At 70.2% G+C, this 26,105-nt stretch carries 22 protein-coding genes; 11 read left to right on the plus strand and 11 right to left on the minus strand.

Going from position 1 to position 26,105, the window contains the following annotated elements; translation table 11 throughout:
• Window positions 1-119: 119 nt before the first annotated feature.
• The 5 genes from NK718_RS07710 to NK718_RS07730 all read right to left on the minus strand — a co-directional run bounded on the left by NK718_RS07710 (window position 120) and on the right by NK718_RS07730 (window position 5,383).
• A complete protein-coding gene (locus NK718_RS07710) occupies window positions 120-1,409 on the minus strand; it encodes a cystathionine gamma-synthase family protein (protein WP_254740297.1) in 1,290 nt (429 codons plus the stop codon).
• Between the two features lie 148 nt (window positions 1,410-1,557).
• A complete protein-coding gene (locus NK718_RS07715; protein WP_254740299.1) occupies window positions 1,558-2,640 on the minus strand; it encodes a sulfate/molybdate ABC transporter ATP-binding protein in 1,083 nt (360 codons plus the stop codon).
• Complete coding sequence (gene cysW, locus NK718_RS07720; protein ID WP_254740301.1) at window positions 2,612-3,481, minus strand: sulfate ABC transporter permease subunit CysW; 870 nt, start codon at window positions 3,479-3,481, stop codon at window positions 2,612-2,614. Before cysW ends, NK718_RS07715 begins: the two co-directional genes overlap by 29 nt.
• Window positions 3,474-4,346 (minus strand): sulfate ABC transporter permease subunit CysT, encoded by an 873-nt coding sequence (gene cysT, locus NK718_RS07725; protein ID WP_254740303.1) that lies wholly within the window; start codon window positions 4,344-4,346, stop codon window positions 3,474-3,476. The genes cysW and cysT overlap by 8 nt, the downstream gene beginning before the upstream one ends.
• Window positions 4,343-5,383, minus strand: a complete 1,041-nt coding sequence (locus tag NK718_RS07730) for a sulfate ABC transporter substrate-binding protein (RefSeq protein ID WP_256515497.1) — start codon at window positions 5,381-5,383, stop codon at window positions 4,343-4,345. The genes cysT and NK718_RS07730 overlap by 4 nt, the downstream gene beginning before the upstream one ends.
• Window positions 5,384-5,656: 273 nt before the next feature.
• On the opposite strand from NK718_RS07730, the gene NK718_RS07735 reads away from it, so the two are divergent.
• The 3 genes from NK718_RS07735 to NK718_RS07745 all read left to right on the plus strand — a co-directional run bounded on the left by NK718_RS07735 (window position 5,657) and on the right by NK718_RS07745 (window position 9,088).
• Window positions 5,657-6,442 (plus strand): IclR family transcriptional regulator, encoded by a 786-nt coding sequence (locus NK718_RS07735; RefSeq protein WP_254740305.1) that lies wholly within the window; start codon window positions 5,657-5,659, stop codon window positions 6,440-6,442.
• A 63-nt stretch (window positions 6,443-6,505) separates the two neighbouring features.
• Complete coding sequence (gene zwf, locus NK718_RS07740; RefSeq protein ID WP_254740662.1) at window positions 6,506-7,984, plus strand: glucose-6-phosphate dehydrogenase; 1,479 nt, start codon at window positions 6,506-6,508, stop codon at window positions 7,982-7,984.
• 156 nt (window positions 7,985-8,140) lie between these two features.
• The gene (locus tag NK718_RS07745) at window positions 8,141-9,088 is read left to right on the plus strand and encodes a carbohydrate kinase family protein (RefSeq protein ID WP_254740307.1); all 948 of its coding nucleotides are present in this window, start codon (window positions 8,141-8,143) and stop codon (window positions 9,086-9,088) included.
• A 45-nt stretch (window positions 9,089-9,133) separates the two neighbouring features.
• Here the strand turns inward: NK718_RS07745 and NK718_RS07750 are convergent, their stop codons facing one another.
• From NK718_RS07750 to NK718_RS07760, 3 genes are all read right to left on the minus strand, one after another.
• A complete protein-coding gene (locus NK718_RS07750) occupies window positions 9,134-9,355 on the minus strand; it encodes a hypothetical protein (RefSeq protein ID WP_254740309.1) in 222 nt (73 codons plus the stop codon).
• Window positions 9,356-9,460: 105 nt separating this feature from the next.
• Complete coding sequence (locus NK718_RS07755) at window positions 9,461-11,839, minus strand: YbcC family protein (protein ID WP_254740311.1); 2,379 nt, start codon at window positions 11,837-11,839, stop codon at window positions 9,461-9,463.
• 26 nt (window positions 11,840-11,865) lie between these two features.
• On the minus strand, window positions 11,866-13,428 hold the full coding sequence (locus tag NK718_RS07760; RefSeq protein ID WP_254740313.1) for a proton-conducting transporter transmembrane domain-containing protein: 1,563 nt from the start codon (window positions 13,426-13,428) through the stop codon (window positions 11,866-11,868).
• A 103-nt stretch (window positions 13,429-13,531) separates the two neighbouring features.
• Here NK718_RS07760 and NK718_RS07765 point away from each other — a divergent pair, with 103 nt between their 5' ends.
• The 5 genes from NK718_RS07765 (at window position 13,532) to NK718_RS07785 (ending at window position 17,864) form a co-directional block, all read left to right on the plus strand.
• A complete protein-coding gene (locus NK718_RS07765) occupies window positions 13,532-14,407 on the plus strand; it encodes a LysR family transcriptional regulator (RefSeq protein WP_254740315.1) in 876 nt (291 codons plus the stop codon).
• 119 nt (window positions 14,408-14,526) lie between these two features.
• On the plus strand, window positions 14,527-15,006 hold the full coding sequence (locus NK718_RS07770; RefSeq protein ID WP_254740317.1) for a hypothetical protein: 480 nt from the start codon (window positions 14,527-14,529) through the stop codon (window positions 15,004-15,006).
• Between the two features lie 32 nt (window positions 15,007-15,038).
• Complete coding sequence (locus NK718_RS07775; protein ID WP_254740319.1) at window positions 15,039-15,674, plus strand: L,D-transpeptidase; 636 nt, start codon at window positions 15,039-15,041, stop codon at window positions 15,672-15,674.
• A 59-nt stretch (window positions 15,675-15,733) separates the two neighbouring features.
• Window positions 15,734-16,756 carry an amino acid ABC transporter substrate-binding protein gene (locus NK718_RS07780; protein WP_254740321.1) on the plus strand — a complete coding sequence of 341 codons (1,023 nt, stop codon included), beginning with the start codon at window positions 15,734-15,736 and terminating at the stop codon, window positions 16,754-16,756.
• 145 nt (window positions 16,757-16,901) lie between these two features.
• Window positions 16,902-17,864 carry an aldo/keto reductase gene (locus NK718_RS07785; RefSeq protein WP_254740323.1) on the plus strand — a complete coding sequence of 321 codons (963 nt, stop codon included), beginning with the start codon at window positions 16,902-16,904 and terminating at the stop codon, window positions 17,862-17,864.
• A 67-nt stretch (window positions 17,865-17,931) separates the two neighbouring features.
• On the opposite strand, the gene NK718_RS07790 is transcribed toward NK718_RS07785, so the two are convergent.
• Entirely contained in the window at window positions 17,932-18,717 is a 786-nt protein-coding gene (locus NK718_RS07790; RefSeq protein ID WP_254740325.1) for a metallophosphoesterase family protein, read from the minus strand.
• Window positions 18,718-18,942: 225 nt separating this feature from the next.
• Here NK718_RS07790 and NK718_RS07795 point away from each other — a divergent pair, with 225 nt between their 5' ends.
• Window positions 18,943-20,040 carry an acyltransferase family protein gene (locus NK718_RS07795; protein WP_254740327.1) on the plus strand — a complete coding sequence of 366 codons (1,098 nt, stop codon included), beginning with the start codon at window positions 18,943-18,945 and terminating at the stop codon, window positions 20,038-20,040.
• Between the two features lie 81 nt (window positions 20,041-20,121).
• Here the strand turns inward: NK718_RS07795 and NK718_RS07800 are convergent, their stop codons facing one another.
• Window positions 20,122-21,159 carry a glycosyltransferase family 4 protein gene (locus NK718_RS07800; protein WP_254740329.1) on the minus strand — a complete coding sequence of 346 codons (1,038 nt, stop codon included), beginning with the start codon at window positions 21,157-21,159 and terminating at the stop codon, window positions 20,122-20,124.
• 19 nt (window positions 21,160-21,178) lie between these two features.
• Window positions 21,179-23,086 (minus strand): DUF4091 domain-containing protein, encoded by a 1,908-nt coding sequence (locus NK718_RS22095; RefSeq protein WP_254740331.1) that lies wholly within the window; start codon window positions 23,084-23,086, stop codon window positions 21,179-21,181.
• Between the two features lie 477 nt (window positions 23,087-23,563).
• Between NK718_RS22095 and NK718_RS07810 the strand changes: the two genes are divergently transcribed.
• Window positions 23,564-24,847, plus strand: a complete 1,284-nt coding sequence (locus tag NK718_RS07810; protein ID WP_254740333.1) for a glycosyltransferase family 4 protein — start codon at window positions 23,564-23,566, stop codon at window positions 24,845-24,847.
• Window positions 24,844-26,103 (plus strand): O-antigen ligase family protein, encoded by a 1,260-nt coding sequence (locus tag NK718_RS07815; protein WP_254740335.1) that lies wholly within the window; start codon window positions 24,844-24,846, stop codon window positions 26,101-26,103. The genes NK718_RS07810 and NK718_RS07815 overlap by 4 nt, the downstream gene beginning before the upstream one ends.
• Window positions 26,104-26,105 lie beyond the last annotated feature (2 nt).

A 26,105-nucleotide genomic window follows, 5' to 3' on the forward strand; every position in this document is an offset into this window, starting at 1 on the left:
GATCACGGTGTCAAGCACCTGGGGCCCATCGATCTCCCGCCCGCACCCATCCTGCCACAAACCGAAATACACAGGGGCCCAGCGCATGGATGCTGCCGCGAAGCGGCGCTCAATGGCCCCTAGCCCTTCATCAAGTCCAGCGCCTGGGCGAGGTCGGCGATGAGGTCGTCGGCGTTCTCGATGCCGATCGAGATACGGATGGTGGCGTCGCTGACGCCCATGCGGTCGCGCACCTCCTTGGGCACGCCGGAATGCGTCGTCGAGGAGGGGTGGCAGGCCAGCGACTCCGTGCCCCCGAGGCTCACCGCCAGCTTGACGATCTGCAGCGCGTTGAGGACTCGAAAGGCTTCCGCCTCGCCGCCGTCGACGTCGAAGGAGAAGGTCGAGCCCGGCGCGGCGCACTGCGCGTCGTAGACGCGGCGCTGCGGCGAGCCTTCGGGCAGGAAGCCGAGATAATGCACCGCCCGCACGCGCGGATGCGCGGCCAGGAAATCGGCGACGGCGCGGGCGTTGCGGTTGGCGGCCTCGATGCGCAGCACCAAAGTCTCCAGCGAGCGGCCCAGCATCCAGCAGGAATGCGGGTCGAGTTGCGTGCCGATGGCCGAGCGCAGCAGCCGCACCGGGCGGATCGTCTCGGCCGAGGCGAGCGCCGCCCCGGCGATCAGGTCGGAATGGCCGCCGACATATTTCGTGAGCGAATAGAGGGAGATGTCGGCCCCGTGTTGAATCGGTTTCTGAAACACCGGGCCGAGCATGGTGTTGTCGCAGGCGACCAGCGGCCGGTGCCCCTGCGCGCGGCCCAGCGCCTCGGCGACGCGCCGCACCGCCGCGACATCCACCAGCGAATTCATGGGGTTGGACGGAGTTTCGATGACGATGATCGGCACCCGGCCGCGCTGCGCCGCCGCCTCGGCGGCCTTCGTCATGCCGGCCTCGTCGGCTCCGTCGCCGAGCGGATGCGCCTGGATGCCGAAATTGGCGAGCGTCTTCGTCACCAGCGTCTCGGTGCCGCCGTAGAGCGGCTGCGAGTGCAGGATGACGTCGCCCGGCCGCGCGTAGGCGAGGATGGTGGTGGCGATGGCCGACATGCCTGAGGAGAACAGCAGCGCCTTCTCCGCGCCCTCGAAGATGGCCAGCCGGTCCTCGACGATCTCGGCGTTGGGGTGGTTGAAGCGCGAATAGACGAGCCCGGCGGGCTGGCCGGCCGGCAGCTCCTTGCGGCCCGACACGTAGTCGAAGAACTCCTTGCCGTGCTCGGCGGAGGTGAACACGAAGGTCGAGGTGAGGAACACCGGCGGCTTCACCGCGCCTTCGGAGAGGGCCGGGTCGAAGCCGTAGCCCAGCATCAGCGTTTCCGGGGCGAGCTTGCGGTTGCCGAGCTTGTCCTTGTGATAGCGGCTTTCAGCCATGGCGCGTCTCCTGTCCCGGGGTCCGAATCTGCGCCGACTATGCCCCAATTCGCAGGCGCGGGCGTGCACGATCGGGCGATGCTGGAACGCGCTGATCACGCAGCCTTTTCGGTCCGCCGCGCGCCCGACAAGCGGGCGCGGCCAAGCCTTACTCGGCGTCGCCCGGGAACAGCCAGTGCCGCGTCGCCTTGAGGCCGACGAGGTCGCCGGGGCGCAGCGTCGTGTCGACCGGCAGGTCGACTTCGACGACGTGGCCCGCGCCGTCGACGGCGATCTCGGCGCGGCGGCCGGCCCCGGTGCGTCGCAGCAGCGAGATGGCGCCGATCAGCGTCGCCTCCGCCGTGTCGCAGGGCGCGAGGTCCGGCGGGCGCACGTAGAGGCAGGCCGGGCCGTCGGGGCAATGGGAGGCGTCGACGCGCAGGTCGCGCCCCTCCAGCCGGGCGCGGCCGCCCTTGACGGTCACCGGCACGCTCGCCGTCTCGCCGACGAAGGTGGTGACGAAGGGAGAGGCCGGGTTGTCGTGGATGTCGTCGGCGACGCCGATCTGCTCCAGCCGGCCTTTGTGCAGGATGGCGACGCGGTCGGCCAGCTCCAGCGCCTCGTCCTGGTCGTGGGTGACGAACACGGTGGTGTGGCCGGTGCGGTCGTGGAACTCGCGGATCCAGCGCCGCAGTTCGCGGCGCACCTTGGCGTCGAGCGCGCCGAACGGCTCGTCGAGGAGCAGCACGCGCGGCTCGATGGCGAGCGCGCGGGCGAGCGCGACGCGCTGGCGCTGGCCGCCGGAGAGCTGGCCGGGATAGCGCGCGTCGAGCCCGCCGAGCTGCACGAGGTCCAGCAGCTCGCCGACGCGCCGGCGGATATCGGCCTCGGCCGGGCGGCGGCGGCGCGGCCGGGCGCGCAGGCCGTAGGCGATGTTCTCGAACACGCTCATGTGCCGGAACAGGGCGTAGTGCTGGAACACGAAGCCGACCTGCCGGTCCTGCACGCGCAGGCCGGTGGCGTCCGCGCCGTCGATCAGCACGCGCCCGCCGTCGGGATGCTCGAGGCCGGCGAGCACGCGCAGCAGCGTCGTCTTGCCCGAGCCCGATGGCCCGAGCAGCGCCACCAGCTCGCCCGGCGCGATGTCGAACGTCACCTCGCGCAGCGCCGCCAGCGGGCCGAACAGCTTGGTGACGCCGTCGACGACGATCGCGGCCTCGCCCTCAGTGACGGCGGCTCCCGTTGAGTTCATCGGCGTAGCGCCATTCCAGGATGCTCTTGGCGGCCAGGGTGACGAGGGCGAGGAGGGCGAGAAGCGAGGCGACGGCGAACGCTGCTGCGAATTGATATTCATTGTACAGGATCTCCACGTGGAGAGGCATGGTGTTGGTGAGCCCGCGAATGTGGCCCGACACCACCGAGACCGCGCCGAACTCGCCCATGGCGCGGGCGTTGCAGAGCAGGACGCCGTAGAGCAGCGCCCAGCGGATGTTGGGGAGCGTCACCGTGAGGAAGACGCGCAGGCCGCCGGCGCCCAGCGTCAGCGCGGCCTCCTCGTCGGCCATGCCCTGCTCCTGCATCAGCGGGATCAGCTCGCGCGCCACGAAGGGCAGGGTGACGAACACCGTGGCGAGCACGATGCCCGGCACGGCGAAGATGATTTCCACGTCGTGCGCCCGCAGCCACGGGCCGAACAGGCCCTGCGCGCCGAACAGCAGCACGAACACCAGCCCGGAGACCACCGGCGACACCGAGAACGGCAGGTCGATCAGCGTCACCAGCAGGCTCTTGCCGGGGAACTCGAACTTGGCGACGGCCCACGCCGCCGCCACGCCGAACACGGCGTTGAGCGGCACCGAGATCGCCGCCACCAGCAGCGTCAGGCGGATCGCCGCCATGGCGTCCTCGTCGGCGAGCGCGTCGCGGACGGCGGCGAGCCCGGGGCGCAGCGCCTCGGTGAACACCACCACGAGCGGCAGCAGCACGAACAGGCCGAGGAACAGCACCGCCAGCGCGGTCAGCGCGACGCGGACCGCCAGCGGCTCGGACAGCACGCTGTCCGGCGCGGGGGGAGGGGGCGCGGGCTCATGCATCGCCGGTCCTCCGCCGCGTCCAGGCCTGGATCAGGTTGATGACGAGCAGCATCCCGAACGAGATGGCGAGCATGATCGCCGCCAGCCCCGTCGCGCCTGCGTAGTCGTACTCCTCCAGCTTCACCACGATGAGCAGCGGCAGGATCTCCGACACGTAGGGCAAATTGCCGGCGATGAAGATGACCGAGCCGTACTCGCCCACGCAGCGCGCCAGCGACAGCGCGAAGCCGGTGAGGATGGCGGGGATCAGCGGCGGCAGCAGCACGCGCCGGAAGGTGCGCAGCCGCGACGCGCCGAGCGTGGCGGAGGCCTCCTCGGCCTCGCGGTCGCTCTCGGCGATCACCGGCTGCACCGTGCGCACGACGAAGGGCAGGCCGACGGCGACGAGCGCGATGAGGATGCCCCAGGGCGTGAAGGCGATCTTCGCCCCGAACGGGGCGACCAGCCCGCCGATCCAGCCATTGGGGGCGTAGATGGAGGCGAGCGCGATGCCGGCCACGGCGGTGGGGATGGCGAAGGGCAGGTCGACCGCCGCGTCGAGCAGCCGCCGTCCGGGGAAGTCGTAGCGGGTCAGCACCCAGGCGACGAGCACGCCGAACACGGCGTTGATGCACGCCGCCGCCAGCGACACGCCGAAGCTGACGCGCAGCGCCGCCAGCACGCGCGGGTCGCCGAGCACGCGCGCGAAGCCCGACGGGCCGAGCCCCGTCGACTTGGCGATCAGCGCCGCCAGCGGCAGCAGCACGATGGCCGACAGCCAGAACAGCGTCAGCCCCATGGTGAGGCCGAAGCCGGGCAGCACCCCCCGGCGCGACGCCCGGCGCCGGCCGGCCGGGGCGGCGGGGACGAGCGCGGCGGCGCTCATCGCTTCGCCACCGCCTGCTGGATCCTGTCGAATTCGCCGCCGTCCGAGAAGTGGACCGACTGGGCCTTGGTCCAGTCGCCGAACACCGAGGCGAGGGTGAACAGGCGGATCTTCGGCAGGCGGTCGAGGTCGGCCTTGTCGGCGGCCTCGGGCTTGAACGGGCGGTAGTAGTGGCGCGCGATGATCTTCTGGGCGGCTTGCGTGTAGAGGAAGTCGAGATAGGCCTGCGCCGCCTTCCGCGTGCCGCGCGCGTCGACATTGCCGTCGACCAGCGACACCGGCGGCTCGGCGAGAATGGAGACGCTCGGCGTCACGATCTCGTACTTGTCGGCGCCGAACTCCTCGAGCGTCAGGAACGCCTCGTTCTCCCAGGCGACGAGCACGTCGCCGAGGCCGCGCTGGGCGAAGGTGACGGTGGAGCCGCGGGCGCCGGTATCGAGCACGGGCACGTTGCGGAAGATGGCGGTGAGGAAATCGCGGGCCGCCTTCGCGTCGCCGCCCTTGGTCTCCAGCGCGTAGCCCCAGGCCGCCAGGTAGTTCCAGCGCGCCCCGCCGGAGGTCTTCGGATTGGGCGTGATGACCGACACGTCGGGGCGGGCGAGGTCGTTCCAGTCCTTCACCGCCTTGGGGTTACCCTTGCGCACCACGAAGACGATGGTGGAGGTGTAGGGCGAGGCGTTGTTGGGCAGGCGGGCCTGCCAGTCGGCGGGAATCTTCTTCGTCGCGGAGGCGATCTCGTCGATGTCGGCCGCGAGCGCAAGCGTCACCACCGAGGCGTCCAGCCCGTCGATGACGGAGCGGGCCTGCTTGCCCGAACCGCCATGCGACATGCGCACCGTCACCGCCTGGCCGGTCCTGGCCTTCCAATCGGCGGCGAAGGCCTGGTTGATGTCCTTGTAGAGCTCGCGCGTGGGATCGTAGGAGACGTTGAGGAGCGCGGTCTGGGCGTGGGCGGCCAGCGTCACCATCGCGATCAGCGCGAAGGCCGCGATGGCGAGCAGGTGGTCGAGGGCGCGACGGGTCAATCGGATCGGCATGGTCATCCCCTGGCTTCGCGTGGCGCTGGAACCCTGTCGAGGATTGAATGTTGACTGAACTACTCGACATTAGCAACTCTTAAAAACGGAAATGGTTGTAGGAATTTTCACAACACAGAATCTTCTGTGAATAGAGAAGCGCGCCCTTTTACGCGACACTCCGCCGCTGCGGCTTGGTCAAAGTCCAAAACGCTTCCCGGCGTCCGCGTCCTCGTCTATGTTCCCCAAGGGCAGACGAACTGCTGCAATAATGGAAGACGGGAACGGGAACGCATGGACGCGACGGTCGAAAAACAGGAGACGAACCGGCGCTCCCGCGTCAGCGGCATCGACCGCGCCCTGCAGGTTCTCGACGTTCTGCAGTCGAGCGGCGCGCCGTCGGGAGCCTACGCCATCGCCCGCGCCATCGGCGCGCCTCTCTCTACCGTTTACGCCATCGTCGACGATCTGGTCGAGCGGCGCATGCTGCAGCGTCGCGCCGACGGCTCGGTCTGGCTCGGCCCGCGCCTCTATCATTACGGCCTGGCCTACGCGCAGTCGCTCGACTTCCTCGACGTGGCCACGCACGAGATGCACGACCTCTGTCGCGAGGTGGGGGAGACGGTGCAGATCTGCGGGCGCGACGGCGACCACATGGTGGTGCTCGCCATGGCCGACGGGCCGGGCCATTTCCGCGTCTCCTCGCGGGTCGGCACGCGCGTGCCGCTGAACTGGACCGCCTCGGGCCGGCTGCTGGTCGGGCACTTGCCGGGCCCCGAGATCGAGGCGCTGTTCGCCCGCATCGCGCGCGCCTCGCCGACCGGACGGGCCGAGACCGATCCATCCGCGCTCGCGGGCGCCAGCGCGCAGGCCCTGCGCGAACGGCTGTGCATCCAGATGAGCGAGTCCGACTTCGCCGTGGCCTGCGTGGCGTCGCCGATCCGCGACGGCTCGGGCGAGTGCCAGGCCACCGTGTCCATCGTGCTGCCGGAGCACAAGGTCGTGCAGGACGGCGATCGCTACACCCAGGCCGTCAAGGACGCCGCCGCCCGCATCGAAACCCGGCTCGGCTGGCGCTGAGCACAAGCCGCCGGGGCGGCGCGAGCGCCTCCGGCCGTAGTGTCCCCCGGAGCCCGCGTGACCATGACCTCCCGCACCATCGCCGTCGACGTGTTCGACATGGTCGTGTTCGGCGCGACCGGAGACCTCGCCGCCCGCAAGCTGATGCCCGCCCTCTACCGCCGCGACCTCGCCGGGCAGATCCCGCCCGAGGCGCGCATCGTCGCCGTGTCGCGCCGGCGCGAGGCCACCCGCGTCTATGTCGACACGGTGGCCAGGTGGCTGGCCGAGTTCGTGCCGGAGACCGAGCGCGAGGATGCCTGCGTCGAGCGCTTCCTGGCCCGCTTCGAGCATGTGACGCTCGACGCCACCGGAGACGAAGGCTGGGCCGATCTCGCGGAGGTCCTGGGCCGCTTCCCCGAGCGCGTGCGCGCCTTCTACCTCGCCGTGGGGCCGGACCTGTTCGGCGCCATTTGCGAGCGCATCGGCCGCCACGGCCTGGTGACGCCGCAGGCGCGCGTCGTCGTCGAGAAGCCGGTCGGCAAGAGCGGCGAGAGCGCCCGCGTCGTCAACGACGCCGTCGGCAAGGTGTTCGACGAGAGCCAGATCTTCCGCATCGACCACTATCTCGGCAAGGAGACCGTGCAGAACCTGATGGCGCTGCGCTTCGCCAACGCCCTGTTCGAGCCGATCTGGAACGCCGCCCACATCGACCACGTGCAGATCACCGTGGCCGAGACGCTCGGCGTGGCCGGCCGCGCCGGCTACTACGACACCTCCGGCGCGCTGCGCGACATGGTGCAGAACCACATCCTGCAACTGCTCTGCCTCGTCGCCATGGAGCCGCCGGTGTCGCTTTCCGCCGACGCGGTGCGCGACGAGAAGCTCAAGGTGCTGCGCTCGCTGAAGCCCATCGAGGCGGCGGGCGTCGACCACCTCACCGTGCGCGGCCAGTACCGCGCCGGCGCCTCCGCCGGCGGCGCGGTGCCGGGCTATCTGGATGAGCTGGGACGCGCCGACAGCACCACCGAGACCTTCGTCGCCATCAAGGCGGAGGTGCAGAACTGGCGCTGGGCCGGCGTGCCCTTCTACCTGCGCACCGGCAAGCGGCTGGCCTCGCGCGTCTCGGAGATCGTGGTGTCCTTCCGCCCGGTGCCGCACTTCATCTTCGAACCGTCGGCGGGCCCGGTCGCCAACAACCGTCTGGTGATCCGCCTGCAGCCCGACGAGGGCGTGAAGCTGTGGCTGATGATCAAGGACCCCGGCCCCGGCGGCATGCGCCTGCAGCACGTGCCGCTCGACATGAGCTTCGCCGACGCCTTCTCCGACCGCGCGCCGGACGCCTACGAGCGGCTGCTGATGGACGTCGTGCGCGGCACCCAGACCCTGTTCATGCGCCGCGACGAGGTCGACGCCGCCTGGGCCTGGGTCGACCCCATCCTCGCCGCCTGGAAGGCGTCGAGCACGCCGCCGCGGCCCTACACGGCCGGCACCTGGGGACCCTCCGCGGCGGTGGCGCTGATCGAGCGCGACGGCCGCACCTGGCAGGACGACGGTTACTGACGGCGACGTCACGCGCCGCGACGCACGCGCCGGTGGCTGGACATCCCGGCCGATCCGGCCGACCTTGCGGCGCGCTAAGCGGCGACGGCCGACCCCGCCGCCGCGCACGCTGGCGCGGGGCGCGAGCCGGTCGCCTGACGTCTGGATGGACCCATCATGATCCTCGTGTGCGGAGAAGCTTTGTTCGACGTGTTCGTGGCCGCGGAAGGCGGTACGCGAATTCCCGCCGAGATGGTCGTCGGCGGATCGCCCCTCAACGTCGCGGTGGGGCTGGCGCGGCTGGGCGCGACCAGCTCCTATTTCTCGGGGCTGTCGACCGACCGGTTCGGGGAAATCCTGCGCGCCACGCTGGCGAACGAGGGCGTCGACCTCTCGCATGTCCGCGCCAAGGACAACCTCACCACGCTCAGCATCGTGGCGCGCGGCGACGACGGCCAGCCGCGCTACACCTTCTACGGCGCGGACGCGGCCGACCGCATGGTGACGCCGGAGGACCTGCCCCGGAAGCTCGCCGACGACGTGCGGGCCATCACCATGGGCTCCTACACGCTGGTGGTGAAGCCGGTCGCCGACGCGCTGGCCGCGTTCGCCGAGCGCGAAGGCGCGCGCCGCGTCATCAGCCTCGATCCAAACCTGCGGCCGACGGTGATCGGCGACGTGTCGCGCTGGCCGGCGCAGTTCGACCGCTTCGCCCGCCACGCCACCATCGTCAAGGCGAGCGACGAGGATATCGAGATCGCGTTCGGCGGGGCCCTTTCGATCGCCGAGGCGGCGGCGCGCTGGCACGGCCTTGGCGCGCAACTCGTGGTGGTGACGCGGGGGAGGGACGGGGCGCTCGGATTCCCGGCCGGGGGAGACACGGTCGAGGTTCCCGGCCGCCGCGTCGCCGTCGTCGACACGGTGGGCGCGGGCGACACGTTCCACGCCGCGATGCTGGCCGAGCTCGACCGTCGCGGCCGGCTGACGCGGGACGGCGTCGCGACGCTCGACAGCGAGGCGCTGGGCGAGGTGCTGCGCTACGCGGTGACGGCGTCGTCGATCACCTGCACGCGTCGCGGCGCGGACCTGCCGCGCGCGGCCGAAGTGGCGGCCGCGCTGGCCTGACCCAGCGCCCGGCGCGTCCCAAGGGGCGCGGCGTGGCGCGTCGCGTCAGTGGATGACCTGCGCGACGACCGGCCGCGATTTCGTGCGGTCGTCGGCGGCTTGGCGCGGGGGCGGGACAAGGGGCGGCGGCAGCTCCTCGTCGGACGCGAACTGGCTCAGGTAATATTGCTCGAATTGGAGCTGGAGCCGTTCGGCGGCGCTCTGGCGGTCGATGTCGGCCGCCGGCGTCAGGCCGATGCACACGCAGATCACGGGAGCGCTGAACATGTCGGGGCCTCCGGTGTGACCCCGTCAATCTACGCCCCGCCCGCCCGGGCACGTGTGCGCGGGCGAACATCGGCGCGCGGGGAGGGCCCGCACGCCTGAATCGGCTCACGCCGCGCGCGGCAGGGCGAGGGGGCCCTCCCAGTTCAGGCCGGGCAGATAGCGGCCGGCGATCCGTCCGTTCTCCAGCACCAGGAGATGCAGCCAGCCATTGTCGAACAGGGCCCGGACCGACGGGTTCCTCTCGAGGATGCCGATAATCGCCTCGCGCGGCGCCTCGATCAGGACGGAGAGCCGCAGCGGCTCGTGGACGAGCCGTTCGCCGTCGTGGATCGTCTGCCATGGCAGCCCCGGCTGAAGCTTGCCGCCATTGCCCTGGACGACGCCGATGCCGCCCACGACGTTGTGGATCAGCTTGTTGCCGCCGCCGAACGCTTCGGGAGCCACCGCCGAACCGTAGTACTGGAGGCTGATCCAGCTCGCGACCACCACCGGCGCGGTGAGGATCAGTTCCAGCGTGGCGAAGCCGGCGTCGCCGCGCCAGTCATAGTTGTGCAGGAAGGCCCGGCCCTGGAGATCGGCCTTCGCCGTGAGGGAGCGCGGCCCGGCGATGAAGGACGCGCAGCCGGCGAGGCCCCACTCGGGGCGGATCTCGGCCCAGTTCGTGGCGCGCGCGGCGATGGCCCCCGGCGTGGCGCCCGAGAGCCGCGCGGCCCGCTCGGCGCGCGTCAGGGCGGAGGCGCGCTCCAGCCAGCCCCGCGCCTTGTCGATCTCTGCCGCGTGGGAAGGAGCCGCGTCGTCCACGAACAGGACGATCCGGTCCGTCGTCGTCTCGTGCAGCCCCGCCACGAACAGCGTGTCCGCCGGGATGTCGAGGCCGTGGGCGGGAAGGAGAGCGCGGGTGTCGGGATCGTTGAGGATCCGCGCGAGCAGGCGCGCGGAAACCTCGCCGGTGTGGCCGCCGCACGCGCCGCAATGATAGGCGCTCGCATGCGGGTTGTTGGCGACCCGCGCGCCGTGGCCGACGAGGAGCACCAGCCTCGCGAAGCCTCCCGTCAGGCTCATCGCCTTGAGCACGGCGGACGCGGTCGCGGCCCTGGCCTCGGCCGACAGGCCGTCGTCGAAGCGTGGCCGCGGCTGCGGCCGGGCCGCGCCGGGCGCGAGCCCGAGCGCGTCGCGCACGAGCTTCCAGCCATAGGCCGGGCCGGCCGACTCGACGAAGGCGAAGGACGAGACGGCCGCCTGCCGGAACCGGCCCCACGCCCGCCAGGCCCGGGCCGAAATCCGCGCCGACCGCTCGGCCTCCGGCTCGGCCTCGCCGCAGGTGAACAGGCTCGGCCGCAGCAGCGCGGGCAGGTGAGCCTCGGGCTCGACCGTTCCGAGCGCCCGGTGCGCCACCGGCAGCCCGAAAAACCCGGCGAAGCCGATCGTCTCGATCGACGGGTCCACCGATTCCAGCGAGCGCCGGACCACTTCCGAGCGCACGTCGATGCAGAAGGCGGCCTGCATGGCGGGCCGGCCGGGGGCGGGCGCCGCGCCGGCGAGCCGATCCGCGAGCCGACGCTGGTGCGCCCGCTCGGCCGCCGTCTGGAGGATGGCGTCGGCCACGTTGTCGGATGAGGGGGTGACCGGCTCCGCGTGGGCCGCGACGACGGCCTTCCAGTCCGTCGCGATCTCCGGGACATGTGCGAGCAGCGCCTCCTCGAAGACGAGCCGGATGGCCAGGAGATCGGTGATGGTCTCGTCGCTCCGGCCCGCGAGTTCGGCCTGCCAGAGCAGCCACCTCGCGTGCTGGGCCCATCCGCCGAGGTCCATCAGCAGCCGGTGAAACGCGGTTTCCGCCGCGGCCTCGGCTATTCCCAGCCGCTCCGCCGCCCTCAGGATCGCGCGCTCGGCCGTGTCCGGCGCGTCGCTGACATGGGCGCAGAAGCCCGAAAGCCCCGCGATCTCGGGCGTGAGGTCGTGCGTGGCCCAGTCCCGCCAGGCCGCGAACGCGCCGCGCCCGGGCGCGGGCGACCAGAGGGCCTGGCCCCGGTCGAAGTGCCCCGCGGCCCACAGCCCGACGGCGCGGGCGATCAGGCCCGCCCAGTCGGTGCCCGTGGCGCTCGCGGCAAGCTCGGCCACGGTCGGCAGAGCGCTCGGCGACGGCCGTTCCGCGGCCAGAAGCGCCTTGAGGGCGCTGACGCTTTGCGGCTTGGCAGGATGGGGACATGCGGCCAGCGCTTCCCACAGGTCTTCGTCGAGAATGGCCCCGTCCCGCAGCGCGGCGGCGGTGTCGGCGCGGGCGCGCGCCAGCCTGACGCCGGCGGTGCGCGCGAGCCGGGCTGAGGCGGTCGCCAGGTCTTCCTTCGCCTGCCCGAGGAAGGGGTTGACGGCGACCGTCGCCGAGAGCGGGAAGGCCGGAGGAATGGCCCGCGCCGCGGCTTCGGCGGCCCTGAACAGGCCGGACACGAGGCTCGGGGCGATGTGAGCGTGCTTCAGCAACATGGTGGCCTCCACCGTCAAAGGGGCTTTCAGAGGGGCTTGGCGATGCGGAACCCGCCGATCAGGCGGTCGAGCGCGGCGTTCAGGTACAGGCCGTTGGCGAGGTGGACGCGCAGCCCCACCGCGGCGGGGTGGTGCGCCCACAGCGGGAACAGGGTCTGCGCCACCGCGACCAGCCCGAAGGAGAGCAGGGCGAGCGTGATCAGCGCCCACTCCAGCGGGCCGGGCGAGGGGCTTGCCGGCAGGGAGGAGCCCCAGGCGGCGAACGCGGCCAGATGGAAGGAGAAGTAGGCCACGGAGGCGGCGACCGAGGCCGCCGCCGTCCGCTTCGTCAACGCCTTGGGAGCGGCGTCGGCGAGGCCCTGCGCGACGAGGTAGGCGACGCCGAAGATCAGGATTGCGCCGAGCGCGAGCGCCTGCGCCGACTTCGGCGCGACGATCCACGAGAACCCGCCCGCGACCATTCCGTAGAGGGCGAGCGCGATCAGGAACGCGCGGGCGACCGCCCCCGGTCCGGGCGCGGCCACCGGGCCCGGCCGCCGCTGGGCCGCCACGGCCTCCACTGCGTTGCCCGAGGCCAGGAAGGCGTGCGCCTTGTAGAGGGCATGCGCCACGATGTGAAGGAGCGCGAGCGGCCACAGGCCGAGGCCGCACTGGAGCAGCATGAAGCCCATTTGCGCGACCGTGGACCAGGCGAGGGAGGTCTTCACCGCGCTTTGCGTCAGCATCACCGACGCGCCGAACAGCGCGGTGAAGCCGCCGAGCATGACGAGCGCCGCCATCGCGCCGGGGCTCGCCTGGACGAGCTCGGCCAGGCGGATGAGCAGCAGCCCGCCGGCGTTGATGATGCCGGCGTGCAGCAGCGCGGAGACGGGGGTGGGCGCTTCCATCACCGCGGTCAGCCAGCCGTGCACCGGGAAGGTCGCGGTCTTCAGCGCGGCCGCCAGCACGACGAGCGCCACCGCGACGTGGGCCGCCGGCGTGAGCCCACCCGAGGCGGCGGCGCCCAGGCTCGCGAGGTCCGCGACGCCGGTGCTCCACCACAGCAGGACCGCCGCGAGGGCGAGGGCGGCGTCTCCGGCGCTCCACATCAGCGTGAATTTCGCCGCCGCCCGCCGCGCCTCGGCGCGCTCGGGATAGAACAGCAGCAGCTGCCGGAGGCAGAAGCCCACCGCGACGAAGGAGAGCACGAGTGTCGGCAGGCTCGCCGCCTGCACGAGGACGAGGACGCCGGCGAGCGTCGCCAGCATCAGGCCGTGAAAGGCTCCTTCCCGCGCCTCGCCGTCGAGATAGGTGCGGGAATAGCGCACGACCACCCATCCGATGAAGGCCACCAGCAGTGTCATCGTCGCGCCGATGGCGTCCGGCCTCACCGCCAGCAGCCAGAGGCCGGAGCCGACCCGCGCCTCGACCGGGCCCGCCAGCGCGAGCTGGGCGAAGTTCCCGACCGCGATGGCGAGCGCGCCCAGCGCCAGCACCTCGGCAAGGCGAGGCAGGACGGCGGGTCGACGGCCGGGAGCGAAGAGGGCGACGACGCTTCCCGCCAGGAGCAGGACCGGGGCAAGCAGGCCGATCGGAAGGGCGAGGGACATCGGAGAACTCCGCTGGTGGACCGCCAGACGGAGATACAGCTTGCGTCCGTTCTAGAAAAATACATATTCTCTTCGAAACCATTCTATCAAACAGAACGGTCGCGTGCTCAACCTCCATCATCTCAGGCTGTTTCGGGCCATCGCGCTGGAAGGAACGCTGACGGCCGCCGCCCGCCGGCTGAACCTCTCGCAGTCCGCTCTCTCGGTGCAGTTGCGCGCGCTGGAGGCGACGCTCGGGCACGATCTGTTCGAGCGGCGGGGGCGAGGCCTCGTGATGACGGAAGCCGGCCGCATCGCGCTCGACCATGCCGAAGCGATCTTCCGCGCCTCGGAAGACCTCACGGCGACGCTGCGGGAAGTGGGTCGCGCCCGCCGCGCGCTGAGGGTCGGCGCGCTGGCCACGCTCTCGCGCAATTTCCAGATGCAATTCCTTGCGCCCCTCATCGGCCGGGGCGACGTGGAGGTGGTGCTGCGCTCGGGCTCGCAGGCCGAGCTCCTGCGCGGCCTCGAATCGCTGGCGCTCGACGTGGTGCTCACCAACCTCGCCCCCGCCCGCGACAGCGCCAGCCGGTGGCTCGTTCACCGCCTGGCCGAACAGCCGGTGAGCCTGATCGGCACGCCGCGCCGCCTCGGCGGCCGGGAGACCCCGGTCGCCGAGCTCCTTTCATCCCAGCCCCTTGTCCTTCCCGCCGGCGACACGGCGCTGCGCGCCTCGTTCGATGCCTTCGCGGCGCGCCTCGGCGTCACCCCGGTGGTCGCGGCGGAAGCCGACGACATGGCGATGCTGCGTCTGCTGACGCGCGCCGACGCGGGTCTCGCCGTCATCCCTCCCATCGTCGTCGGCGACGAACTCGACAGCGGCATCCTGGTCGAGGCCGCGAAGCTGGAGGGATTGCACGAGACCTTCCTGGCCGTGACCCTGGCGCGCCGGTTCCCGAACCCGCTGCTCGCGGAAGTGTTGCGCCAGAAGCCATCTTGATCCGGCCCTCGCCCGGCGCTTGCGCCCGGCCGCCAGTCCGGGTTCGGTTCCTCGCGACTTGCACGCATCGCGTGTGCTGTTTAACTTTCCTCAAGTCGGGACGGCGGAGGGGGCCATTCATGCCGGGCGCGAGGGGAATGCTGCGGATCGGCGTGGGCGCGATTCTGATCGCCGGCCTGGCCGGCTGCGCTTCGGAGGAGCGGGTTCTCGGCGTTCCGGCGCTCGCGCCGACGGCGCCGCCGAAGATCACGACGGAGCAACTCGTCGGCCGCTGGGGCGTCGGCGCGTATCACCGCGACACGGACCGGGACCGCACCCTGCCGCAGGCCAAGGCCGCGTGCTCCAACGCCTACGTCGTCACCAAGGGCGAGAACGGCGGCGTCATGATGCACGTCGCCGACAGCGCCGATCTCTTTGAGCTGAAGGTGAAGGTGTCGGCCGACGGGCGCACCTTCATCGGCCCCGACGGGCCGCCCGGCGACCAGTGGGACCGCGAGGTGCTGTCCTACGACCAGAGCGTGCTCACCACGATCTTCACGGACCCGGAGGTCGCCGGACGCTACGGCACCACGGTGTTCGTCCGATGCGCCGGCCGCTGATCCCGGCCGCCCCCTTTGCCGCGAGGTCCGACATGACGACCAGACACAAGCTTTCCACCCGTCTCGCCGCGCTGTTCGCCGTCGGCGCGGCCCTGGCGCTCGCCACGCCGCTGGCGCTGGCCGCCGGGGCCAAGCCCGCCGATCCGCGCGAGGAGTGGGATATCGCCGACCAGCCCGGATACGAGCCCTCGCCCGACGAGGAGATCCTGTCCGGGCCGTGGGAGCGGCAACTGGTCTTCTTCCGCAGCAACGAGGCGCCCGGCACCATCGTGGTGCACACGGGGGAGCACTACCTCTACGTCGTGCAGCCGAACAACCGCGCCGTGCGCTACGGCATCGGCGTCGGGCGCGAGGGCTTCCAGTGGAAGGGCCTCGTCAGCATCGTGCGCAAGCAGGAGTGGCCGGACTGGCGGCCGCCGCCGGAGATGATCCAGCGCCAGCCTTATCTGCCGCGCTTCATGGCCGGCGGCCCCGGCAACCCCATGGGCGCGCGGGCCCTCTACCTGGGCGGCACGGTCTACCGCATCCACGGCACCAACCAGCCGGACACGATCGGCACCAACGTGTCGTCGGGCTGCTTCCGCCTGGTGAACCCGGACGTGATCGATCTTTACGAGCGCGTCCCGGTCGGCACCAAGGTCATCGTCCGGCAGGCGGCGCCGATCTGAGCGCCGCGTTCCGCCCGCCTGCCTAGCCCAGCCCAGCTCGCTCCAGACAAGGACACGCCATGCCCGCGAAAAGCCTGATCCGCGCCGCGCTGGCCGCGGCCGCCCTCGCCGCCATTTCCGCGCCCGCGCCGGCCCAGACGCTGAAGGCGGTGAAGGAGCGCGGCCAGCTGATCTGCGGCATCAGCCAGGGAGTTCTCGGCTTCTCGACTCCCGACGACAAGGGCGGCGCTTCCGGCTTCGACGCCGATTTCTGCCGCGCCGTGGCGGCCGCCGCGCTGGGCGACCCGACCAAGGTGAAGTTCGTGCCGCTCTCGGCCGCCGAGCGCTTCACGGCGCTGAAGAACGGCCAGATCGACCTGCTGTCGCGCAACTCGACCTGGACGATGAGCCGCGAGACCGAGTTCGGGCTGGCCTTCCCCGCGGTGCTCTACGTCGACGGGCAGGGCTTCCTGCTGCCGAAGAGCCGCAACGTCACCTCGGCGCTGGAGCTGACCGGCGCCAAGGTCTGCGTCCAGAAGGGCACCACCACCGCGGACAATCTGGGCGACTACTTCACCGCCAACGGCATGACCTTCGAAGCCGTCACCGTGTCGAGCCCGGAGGAGTCGCTCGCCGCCTACCAGGCCGGCAAGTGCAACGTGATGTCGAGCGACATCTCGCAGCTCTACGGCGAACGGCTGAAGCTGCCGAAGCCGACCGAGCACATGATCCTGCCCGACGTGATCTCGAAGGAGCCGCTGGCGCCGGTGGTGCGCGGCGGCGACGGCGAGTGGTTCGCCGTGGTGAAGTGGGTGGTGTTCGCGCTGATCAACGCGGAGGAGCTTGGCGTCACCTCCCGTAACACCGAGGAGGCGGCCAGTTCGCAGCGTCCCGACGTAAGGCGGCTGGTGGGCGCTGACGGCAGCTTCGGCGAGCAGATCGGGCTGAACAAGACCTGGGCGGCGTCCGCCATCCGCGCCGTCGGCAATTACGGCGAGATGTTCGAGCGCAATGTCGGCTCGCAGTCGAAGCTCGGCATTCCACGCGGCGTCAACCAGAACTGGCTGTTGGGCGGCATCCTGTTCGCGCCGCCGATCCGCTGACCCCGCCCGCCGCGACGCGGCGCGCCCTTCCCACGCGGGGCGTCCTGGGCCAGAGTGCCGCCCGGCGCGCGGCCGGCGCGGCGGCGCGCGCCCCGCGGACGCCGGCGCGTCCGTGAGCCCAAGGCCGCGGCAATGGTGGACTCTCATGAACGGCTCAGCGCGCGTGCTCATCCCCCGAACGCAGCTTTCCGTCTCGCGCCTGTGCCTTGGCGGCAACCGGCTCGGCGGCGCGCTCGACAAGGACGCCTCCTTCGCCTTGCTCGACGCCTGGGTGGGGCAGGGCGCGAATTTCATCGATACGGCCCATGTCTACGCCGACTGGCTGCCCGACGTGGAGCGCAGCTGTTCCGAAAAGACGCTCGGCCGCTGGCTGAAGGCGCGCGGCGGGTCCGTCGACGTCGTCATCGCGACCAAGGGCGGGCATCCGCGCGGCGGCGATCCTCGGGCCAGGCTCGACCGCGCCACGGTGCGCCAGGACGTCGCCGAGGCGCTCGACTATCTGGGCCTCGCCAGGCTCGACCTGTTCTACCTGCATCGTGACGACCCGGCCCTGCCCGTGGAGGACGTGCTGGGCGTCGTCGAGGAACTGCGCCGCGAGGGCCAGGTGCGCCACTACGCCTGCTCCAACTGGTCCGGCGCGCGCATGCGGGCGGCGGAAGAGGCGGCGCGCCGCAATGGCTGGGAAGGCTTCGTCGCCCACCAGCCCGAATGGAGCCTCGCCCGCCGCAACCCGGGCACTTCGAGCCCCGACCTGCTCGCCATGGACGCCGACATGCGGTCGTTCCACGAGGAGAGCGGCCTGCCGGTGATCCCGTACTCGTCGCAGGCCAAGGGCTACTTCGACAAGATCGGCGCGGCCGCGCTCGACGACATCACCGCGCGCGCCTACGACAACGCCGCCAACCGCGCGACGGCGGCGCGCCTCGCCGAGATTGCCGCGCGGCACGGCGCGACGCCGACGCAGGTCATGCTCAACGCCATGATGCACAGCCCCTTCCTCACCATCCCGGTGGTGGGCTGCCGCACGGCGGAGCAGATCGCCTCGAGCCTCGCCAGCGTGGGCCTCGACCTCACCGACGCGGAGCGGCGCGAGCTGCTGTCGCTCTGAGGGGGCGGCGCACGGAGGGCGGCGGGGCCGGCGCGATCTTGTCGCGCAAACCTCGCCCCGTTCTCGACTAGCGGGTGAGGCCGGCCGACACGCGGTCGGCGGTCTCGCCGCCGCACTCCTCCGCCGGGGTCAGGACACGGATCTCGGCCTCGTCGATGGCGATGCAGGTGAGCTTCCCCGTCGCGAAGGCGCCGGTATCGAGCGCGATGCGGTTCGACAGGAACATCGGCGCCGGCACGGGCGTATGGCCGTGCACGATGACCTTGCCGTGGTTTCGCGTGCTGCTGAGGAACGGCTCGCGGATCCACAAGAGGTCCGCCGGCGTCTGCCGCTCGAGCGGCACGCCCGGCCGGATCCCGGCATGGCAGAAAAAGAAGTCCCCCGCCGCGTAGGTCGGTGGCATCGCCTCGATGAAGGTCAGGTGCTCCTCGGGCAGAGCCCGCATCAGGGCGGGCCGGTCCACCGCGCCGGGCCGCGGAACGCCGCCCAGGTAGGAGGCGAGCGTTTCGCTTCCGCCCATGCCGAGCCACAGCTCGAACGCCTTGTCGGACTCCAGCGCATGCAGCATCGCGGCTTCGTGGTTGCCCATCAGCGCCGTGAAGGGGGTCGGGAAATCGCGCCTCGCGAGGCTGTCCACCACCTCGCGCGATTGTGGCCCGCGGTCGATCAGATCGCCCAGCAGCACGGTGAAGGCGTCTCCCGGGCAGCCGCGAAGATCCTCGCGGATCAGGTTCGCGACCTCCCGCAGCAGGTCATACCTGCCATGCACATCGCCGACGGCGTAAAGACGCGTTCCCCTGGGGCCGTGGGGCGCCCGGGGAGATCGATCCCAGCCGAGGATGTTGCGGAACATGCCTGGATTGTAGTGAAGCCTCGGCCTTGGGGAAAGTTATCGCTTTGAAAGGTTGGCGAGGCCGGATTTCGGAGTGAGCCGACCCCCGCCGCCGAAGGCGGGCCGGCAATGCCGCGCCGCTAACCACGATCATCACAAAAGCGCGCCTTTCAGTTGACGAATTAGCAATCTCTGGAAAAAGGGTTTATTAAAGTAACCGCGGCTTCTTGATGACGGCATAAAAAGATGGCAACGACAGCGACCGGATCGGACCGTATCGGGTGGGTCGACTACGCCAAGGGGCTGTGCATCATCCTCGTGGTGATGCTTCACACCACGAAGAACATCGAGTTCTGGGCCGAAGAAGAGGGCTTCCTCCACTACGTTGTCGTGTTCGCACAGCCGTTCCGGATGCCCGACTTCTTCCTGGTCTCGGGCCTCTTTCTGGCGCCCGTCATTGACAGGCCGTGGCGACGGTACACCGACACGAAAGTGTTGCACTTCGTTTACTTCTACGTGTTGTGGGCGACCATCACTTTCATGACGAAGGGGCCGGGATATTTGTGGGCCGGCTCGTACGAGAAGCTGCTCGAATTCCCGATGGCCTTCATCGAGCCGCTCGGGACCCTGTGGTTCATCTACGTCCTGCCGATCTTCTTCGTCGTCACCAAGGTCCTGCGCGACCATCGCGTGAACATGTGGCTGGCGTGGATCGCCGCCGCCATTCTCGAGACGGCGAGAGTGCAGACGGGCTGGACCGCCATCGACGAGTTCTGCGCCCGCGGCGTGTACTTCCTCTCCGGCTACCTGATCGCGAGCTATGTCTTCTCCGGCGCGCGCTGGGTGGAGAAGAATACGATCATCGCCATGGCGCTTCTGCTGGTGTGGGGCGTCGTCAACTCCTACGCCGTGTTCACGCCGAGCCCGCGCGGGATCGCCGACACCATCGCGCATCTTCCGGTGATCAGCCTCGTGCTGGGCTTCGCCGGCGCGTTCGCGTTGATCACCACGGGCGTCCTGCTCAACCGCTACAACGCGCTGCGCTTCATCCGTTACTGCGGGGAGAAGTCGCTGGTCATCTATCTGGCCTTCTTCCTGACGGTGACGCCGCTGAAGTTCGTCGTCGTCGGGTACGATCTGGATGTCGGATGGTCGTCGCTGGCGCTCACCGTCATCAGCGTTGCTTTCCCGCTGATGCTCTATCACCTGGTGCGGGGCACGCGGCTGTCGTTCCTGTTCGAGCGTCCGAACGCGTTCAAGCTGAGCCCCACCCCTCCGACCTCGGCCTCGCGGCCGCGGGGCGGCCCCGCCCAGCCCGTCCTCACGGAGGCGGGCGAGTCCTGACGGGCCAAGTTTTAGCGGGAAGTTTGCGTCGTCATCGGGCCGGCCCGGACCACGGGCCGGCTCTTTCGCATCGACACGCCCCTAGGCGGGGCGCACCTCCTCGAACAGCGCGTCCCACCGCTTCATCACGTCATCCCAGCCGCTGGCGAGCGCCGTCTGGCGCGCCGCATTGCTGAGGCGTTCGGCGAGCTCCGGCGAACGGAGGATGGACTCGACCCGCGACGCCATGGCGGCGGCGTCGCCGCGCGGGCAGAGCAGCGCGTCCACGCCGTCCGACAGCAGGTCCGGCAGGCCGCCGGCGTCCGTGCTGACGACACACAGGCCGGAGGCGAGCGCCTCCATCACGGAGACCGGCGTGTTGTCCACGTTGGTGGTGTTGATGAAGATGTCGGCGGCATCGAGCAGGGCGGGAATCCGGGCGCGCTCGACGCCGGGCACGATCTCGATGGCCGAGTCCAGCCCCCGCGCGCGGATGAGCTCGCGCATCGCGGCCAGCGTGCCGTCGCCGCGGTCGGGCCCGACCATGGTGAGGCGCAAGCCCGGGAAGTCGGGCAGCAGGCGCTCCACGACATCCACCGCCATGGCGGGGTTGTAGATCTGGTGGAAGCTGCGCACCCAGATGAGCGTCGGGGAGGCGGGAGCGCGCACCCGGAAGCGATAGCTCTCGAGGTCCATGCCGTTCGGGATCAGGCGGATATCGGCGCGCAACGGCCGCAGTTCCCGGTGCAGGAAGCCGGACGGCGCGGTCACGGCCGCGGCGTTCGCCAGCAGGCGACGCGCGCGGCCCGGCCAGCGCTTCACATAGTCGGGCAGGCCGCCGCCATGCGCGGTGAGCACGTAAGGCACGCCGAACAGCCGCAGCAGCAGCGCCGCGTATTCCGCCCACAGGAAGGCCCGGCCGCTGAACAGGTCGACCTGAGCCACGCGGGCGGATCGGCCCTCGGCGAAGACGACTTTCGTGATGTCCACAAGACGCCCGAGGGGGGCAGCGCGCCTGGATGCGGCGGCCACCGACCATCCGCGCGCCGTGAGCTGCTCGGCCAGGTCCTCGCACACCGAGCGGTGCTTCAGCACCGCGGACAGGAACGAGCCGATCAGGATGATCTTGCGCTGGGTCATGAGGTCGCCGCGCCCGTTCCTATTTCGCCGGCGACGCGCGCGCGACCAGCTGGCGCGCCAGCTCGTCGCGGCAGCCGTCGAACGCCTCGCCGCGATCCGGCCAGGCGGGCGGGCGGTTGCGGTCCCTGTCCCACAGCGCCGCCGACAGACAGCGCGCCCAGACCGCGTCGAGGGAGAGTCCCGCCTTGCGCGCCAGCTCGAGGTATTTCACGTCCTGGACGCCGCGCCGCCAGTTCTTCATGCGGATCGACGACATGGGCCCCGCAAATCCCCGCCCGTCGTCCGGGAACACCGCGTAGGAGCCGGGATAGAACAGGCTGCCGTCGCCGTTCGCCTTGGCGCTGCCGTCGTCGTAGGTGATGGCCTGCCGGAAGACGTTGCGGCGGCCGCGGCCCCAGTTCGTCGTATCCCAGTAGAAATAGAGATCGACGTTGTACTTGTAGGCGATCCACGGGATGACGCGGAAATCCGTCGCCGGCGTGTCGATCACGATGGAGCCGGAGAGCGGTCGGAAGCCGTTGTAGTAGCCCCATTTGCGCCCCGCCGCGCGCTCGCTCGCGATGACGTCGGGGGATGCGAAGTCGCGGAACGTATGGTGCGCCGGCGACATCCACCAGTCGACCGCGCCCTCCAGCGCGGGGTCGATGCGGCTCGTCACCAGCGTCGGAATGCGCCCGCCGGGGTCAGGGTTCGACCGGGTCCAATCCGCCTGGGTTTTGATCAGGCCGAAGGCGTCCGGCACCTTCGAGCTCTTCGGCTCGTCGGGGAACAGGTATTTGTGGACGGCGACATCGCCGAGCGATCGGTCGCGGAACCACTTCGCCCAGGCGCTGGAGCCCGCCTGCCAGTCGCTCGACTTGCACAGCGAGAAGCCGCCGCGCTGGCCCGGCACAGTCGGCCCGCAGCCCCCCGGACGCGAGCCGTACTCGACCGGCAAGGCGCCGTCGAGCGGTCCGATGGAGAACACGCGGTTGCCGAGCCCCGCGCCGGGGCCGGAATAGCCGAACGCCTCGGTGTAGAGCTTGCCGTTCATCGCCGGCTCGAACGCATCCATGTCCTGGAGCCGGTCGATCTGGCGCACGAGATCCATGCCGTGGCGATGCGCCATCTGGTCGTAGCGGCGCTCCACCGCGACGAACGTCGCCGCGGTGGGCGGTCCGGACAATGCGTGGGCGTAGCGCAGCGAGCTGCGGTCCAGCCCGAACATGTTGCGGACCGGATTCTCATCGCCGAGCGTCAGGGGCAGGACATCGAGCTCCAGCGTGAAGCGCCTGGTGTCCTCGCCCTGGGCTAGGACGGCGATCTCGCCCCGGTATCGTCCCGCCGGCGCGTCGCGCGGAATATGGATGTCCAGCCAGACACCCTGGTTCTGCGATGGCCCGATGTCGAACGGCGCGCCGCCTTTGCCCTGCATCGCCGCGAAGGGGATCAGCGCGTCGGGCAGCCAGCCCTCATAGCCGTCCGGCGCGACGGCGAAGAACCAGGCCCCGCGAGCGGTCGTCCGCTGCGTGACTTCGAGGTAATGCTCGGTGAAGAGCTCGATGGCGCCGTCCGGGCGGACGTAGCGGAAGGGGTCGTAGCGATAGGGCGGCTTCGGCGACCCGGGGATGACGCCCGCGCCGTCGAGTTGGCGCAGGTCGGAGACCTGGACGTCGGCCGCGCTCGCGCCCGTATCGTCCGTCGTCAGGATGGTCTGGAAGCCGATGCTCTCGTTGCGCGCGCCCGACAGGCGCACCGTCCGCGTCGCCGGGTCGAACCTCGGCGCGGTCCAGCCCAGCGTCTGTTGCGAGCCGAGATCGAAGCGCCCGATCTTTTCGCTTTCGCCGACGAACCAGGCCGTCTTGATGCCGGCCATGGCGGGCGGAGCGGCAAGCGACGCGAGCAGGGCTCCGGCGCAGGCGGCGTTCGAGATCCAGCGCCGCGGCACGACATGGCCCTCGACGCGCGACGCCGCCCGGCTCGGACGGGACCGTCTCCGCGACCGGTTCGCCGCTTGCGCGGCTTCAAGCAAAAGCTGCATGACGAATTGAGGCCTCCCTCTTAAAAATAGAGGGGAACGGCAACATGGATCAAGCGCAACGCGATGTGAGATGAATTAGTATTAATTTGAACGAATGCGCTGCCCGAGGTCATTCGTTGCCTCGTTTCGGCCGGGATGCGCGGCGGTGGCGGGCGGTCGCTGGCGTCTCGGCCCTCCGGAGTGAGCGTTTCGGTCCGCGAACAACGTTGGCGTCGCCGGCCAGTTAAGCACAATGCAATCGCGGGTCGTCCATCGGACTTTAATTACGTTTATAATTGAGCGAATGTCAGCGGCGCACGGGTGCCCCGGAAGCGGTCGGCGCCCCAAGGCGATCGGGACGTGCTCGTGCAGCCCCAACGCCTCTTCGGAACCCGCGAGAGAGTGATGAACCTCCGACTGAAGCCCGAAACAGAGCAGGGGACCGGCGCTGGGGCGGATCGGCAGGCCGGCGCGCGCGAGATGCATATCGTGCTGGTCGCGCCTTTGCCTGAGCCCCACCGGACCGCCCGAGGCGGCGTCGAGCGGGTGACGGAAGTTTTGAGAAAAGGGCTGGCCGCGCACGCCCGCGTCTCCGTCGTCGTTCCCAATGCGAGCATCGCATTGCGGACGCGGGACGAATTCGGCGAGATCCGCTATCTCAAGCGCGCCGGGATCCCGGGATTTCTGAGCTACTGGTCCCACATGTCCCGCGCGGTGCTGGCGCAATTGCGCGACCTTCGCCCCGATCTCGTTCACGTGCAGGACATGGGCGGCGTCGCGCTGTTCTGGCCGCGTCGCGGCGCGCTGGACGTGCCGCTCGTGTTCACGGTGCACGGCATTCTGGACCAGGACATCAGGCAGTCGGCGGGCGAGGGCCTGCTGCGCGCCTGGAGCCGCGGGCTGCGGGCGCGCGTCGTCCAGGCGGTCGAGGCAATCGCCCGCTCCCGGTTCGACCGGGTCGTGCTCATCAACCCCTACGTGCTCGAAGCGCTGCCCGACCTCGTCGGGCGGAGCGTCCAGTCCATCGCCAACCCGGTCGACCGGTGTTTCCTCGACGCGGAATTCTCCGCGCCGCCGGCGGCCGGCGACCGCTTCCGCCTGCTGCAGGTGGGCGTGATCAGCGCGCGCAAGAACGTCGCCGCCTCGATCTCGCTGGTGTCCGCCCTGCGCGAGAGAGGCATCCCCGCGACGCTCGACATCGTCGGGCCCGTGGTCGAGGCCGACTACTTCGAGAGCTGCAAGGCGCTGGTCGCGGAAAAAGGGCTCGGAGAGGCCGTGACCTTCCATGGCGGCGTGTCCCCAGCGGAACTGGTCGGATGGTTCGACCGGTCCGACGTCCTGCTGCTCGTGTCCGGCCAGGAGACCGCGCCGATGGTCGTCGCCGAGGCGCATTGCCGCGGACTGCCGGTGGCCGTGCGCCCGTCGTTCGGCTTCCGCTATATGGTCGAGGACGGCGTGAACGGCGTGTTCCTGGAGGGACATTCGGTCCAGGACGACGCCGGCAAGCTGGCGGAGATGGCGCGCGTCCAGTGGAACAGGCCGGCGATCCGCGCCGCCGCCCGTGAGCTCTACGACCCCGACGTCATCGTGCGCGAGACGCTGGCGCTCTACCGACGAATGCTCGACCCGGCGGGCGCGGCGAAATCCCCGGATGCGTCGCGGACGTTCGAACCCGGCGCCGTGTCATGACCATCGACATTCCGCTGCGTTCCGAAGTGACGAGGTCCTGGTCGGCGTCCGATCTCGCCGCCATCGGGCTCATCGTTTTCGGGTGCCTGAATCTCAACGGCGCGTTCCTGCTCGTCACGGGGATCGACAGCTTCTTTTCGCCCTTCGCCCTCGTCCTGTCGATCGGCCTGTGCGTTCTCTGTTTCAGGGCCAGCAACGTCACCGTTCTGTACTCGCTGTTCTTCCTGTTCATGGTCTCCTATCTGGGCTTCGGATCGTGGGAGAATCTGAACGCGAATAATTTCGAGTCCAAGTCGTTCACGCCGTACGCGGCGACGCTGCTGATGGTGTCGGGACTGTATTTCTTCTATACGGCGGCGTCCGAGGAGCAGCTGACGAGCGCCGCGCGGATCACCAAGGCCTGCCTGCTGCTGGCCTGTGTCTTCACGCTGGGGTCCGACGACCTGTCGCGCTATTTCAATTACGTGGCCGCCGAAGAACGCGCGTCCGGGCTGTTCGCCAACCCCAACGAGGCCGCCGTCGTGGCGCTCTACGCGCTGGTTCTGACGGTCGCGTATCCGGCGAAGCGGCCGTTGGTCTCGCTGCTGCAGATCGGGCTGGCGGTGGCCGCCCTGGTTCTCACCTTCTCCAAGAACGGCATGTTGATGTTGGCGGTGCTGGGAGCGCTCTACCTCATCCAGCGTCGTTCGTTGTCTCTGTCGCTCGTCGCGCTGGGCGCGGTCGCGTCGCTGTATGTCCTTGGATGGTACATCGTCGAGTACGATGTCTTCGGCTTTTCGGACGAGCGGCGCGAACGCATCGTCGACGTGATGAGCCTGATGAGCGGCGAGTTCAACGAAAGAACCACCACCGGGCGCACGAACTTGTGGCAGTTCGGCCTCGCCAAGATCAACCAGACCTTTCCCTGGGGGAGCGGGCTGGGGCAGTTCCACTTTCTGGAGGGGGGTGTCCGCAACAATGTGGACCAGTGGCTCGGCGTCCATAACACCTACCTGATGGTTCTGGGCGAGGCTGGGCTGCTTCCCCTTATCCTGTTGCTCGCGTTTCTGGCGCGGCTGGTCGGAGGCGCAATCGCCAGCTCCAACAGGACGCTCCTTGTGGGATGCGCGGTGATCCTGCTCGGCGACATGGTGGGGGTGCACGGCGCCCTGGCTTTCCGCGCCCACGACGTCCTGCTGCCCCTGCTCATGGCCGGGATCGTGCGCGGCGAGAGCGCAGAGACCGAGGAGCGGGCCGAGTTCGATGACGGTGCATGAGG

The organism is Alsobacter ponti (assembly GCF_024294805.1).
Taxonomy (GTDB): Bacteria; Pseudomonadota; Alphaproteobacteria; order Rhizobiales; family Beijerinckiaceae; genus Alsobacter; species Alsobacter ponti.

What these genes read in the sequence shown, in the direction of transcription:
- NK718_RS07755 (WP_254740311.1), bottom strand. Translation starts at nt 11,839, where the DNA reads ATGTTGCTGAAGCACGCTCACATCGCCCCGAGCCTCGTGTCCGGCCTG.
- NK718_RS07760 (WP_254740313.1), bottom strand. Translation starts at nt 13,428, where the DNA reads ATGTCCCTCGCCCTTCCGATCGGCCTGCTTGCCCCGGTCCTGCTCCTG.
- NK718_RS07785 (WP_254740323.1), top strand. Translation starts at nt 16,902, where the DNA reads ATGAACGGCTCAGCGCGCGTGCTCATCCCCCGAACGCAGCTTTCCGTC.
- NK718_RS07815 (WP_254740335.1), top strand. Translation starts at nt 24,844, where the DNA reads ATGACCATCGACATTCCGCTGCGTTCCGAAGTGACGAGGTCCTGGTCG.
- NK718_RS07715 (WP_254740299.1), bottom strand. Translation starts at nt 2,640, where the DNA reads ATGAACTCAACGGGAGCCGCCGTCACTGAGGGCGAGGCCGCGATCGTC.
- NK718_RS07710 (WP_254740297.1), bottom strand. Translation starts at nt 1,409, where the DNA reads ATGGCTGAAAGCCGCTATCACAAGGACAAGCTCGGCAACCGCAAGCTC.
- NK718_RS07770 (WP_254740317.1), top strand. Translation starts at nt 14,527, where the DNA reads ATGCCGGGCGCGAGGGGAATGCTGCGGATCGGCGTGGGCGCGATTCTG.
- NK718_RS07730 (WP_256515497.1), bottom strand. Translation starts at nt 5,383, where the DNA reads ATGCCGATCCGATTGACCCGTCGCGCCCTCGACCACCTGCTCGCCATC.
- NK718_RS07775 (WP_254740319.1), top strand. Translation starts at nt 15,039, where the DNA reads ATGACGACCAGACACAAGCTTTCCACCCGTCTCGCCGCGCTGTTCGCC.
- cysT (WP_254740303.1), bottom strand. Translation starts at nt 4,346, where the DNA reads ATGAGCGCCGCCGCGCTCGTCCCCGCCGCCCCGGCCGGCCGGCGCCGG.
- cysW (WP_254740301.1), bottom strand. Translation starts at nt 3,481, where the DNA reads ATGCATGAGCCCGCGCCCCCTCCCCCCGCGCCGGACAGCGTGCTGTCC.
- zwf (WP_254740662.1), top strand. Translation starts at nt 6,506, where the DNA reads ATGACCTCCCGCACCATCGCCGTCGACGTGTTCGACATGGTCGTGTTC.
- NK718_RS07810 (WP_254740333.1), top strand. Translation starts at nt 23,564, where the DNA reads ATGAACCTCCGACTGAAGCCCGAAACAGAGCAGGGGACCGGCGCTGGG.
- NK718_RS07735 (WP_254740305.1), top strand. Translation starts at nt 5,657, where the DNA reads ATGGACGCGACGGTCGAAAAACAGGAGACGAACCGGCGCTCCCGCGTC.
- NK718_RS07800 (WP_254740329.1), bottom strand. Translation starts at nt 21,159, where the DNA reads ATGACCCAGCGCAAGATCATCCTGATCGGCTCGTTCCTGTCCGCGGTG.
- NK718_RS07780 (WP_254740321.1), top strand. Translation starts at nt 15,734, where the DNA reads ATGCCCGCGAAAAGCCTGATCCGCGCCGCGCTGGCCGCGGCCGCCCTC.
- NK718_RS07790 (WP_254740325.1), bottom strand. Translation starts at nt 18,717, where the DNA reads ATGTTCCGCAACATCCTCGGCTGGGATCGATCTCCCCGGGCGCCCCAC.
- NK718_RS07750 (WP_254740309.1), bottom strand. Translation starts at nt 9,355, where the DNA reads ATGTTCAGCGCTCCCGTGATCTGCGTGTGCATCGGCCTGACGCCGGCG.
- NK718_RS07745 (WP_254740307.1), top strand. Translation starts at nt 8,141, where the DNA reads ATGATCCTCGTGTGCGGAGAAGCTTTGTTCGACGTGTTCGTGGCCGCG.
- NK718_RS07795 (WP_254740327.1), top strand. Translation starts at nt 18,943, where the DNA reads ATGGCAACGACAGCGACCGGATCGGACCGTATCGGGTGGGTCGACTAC.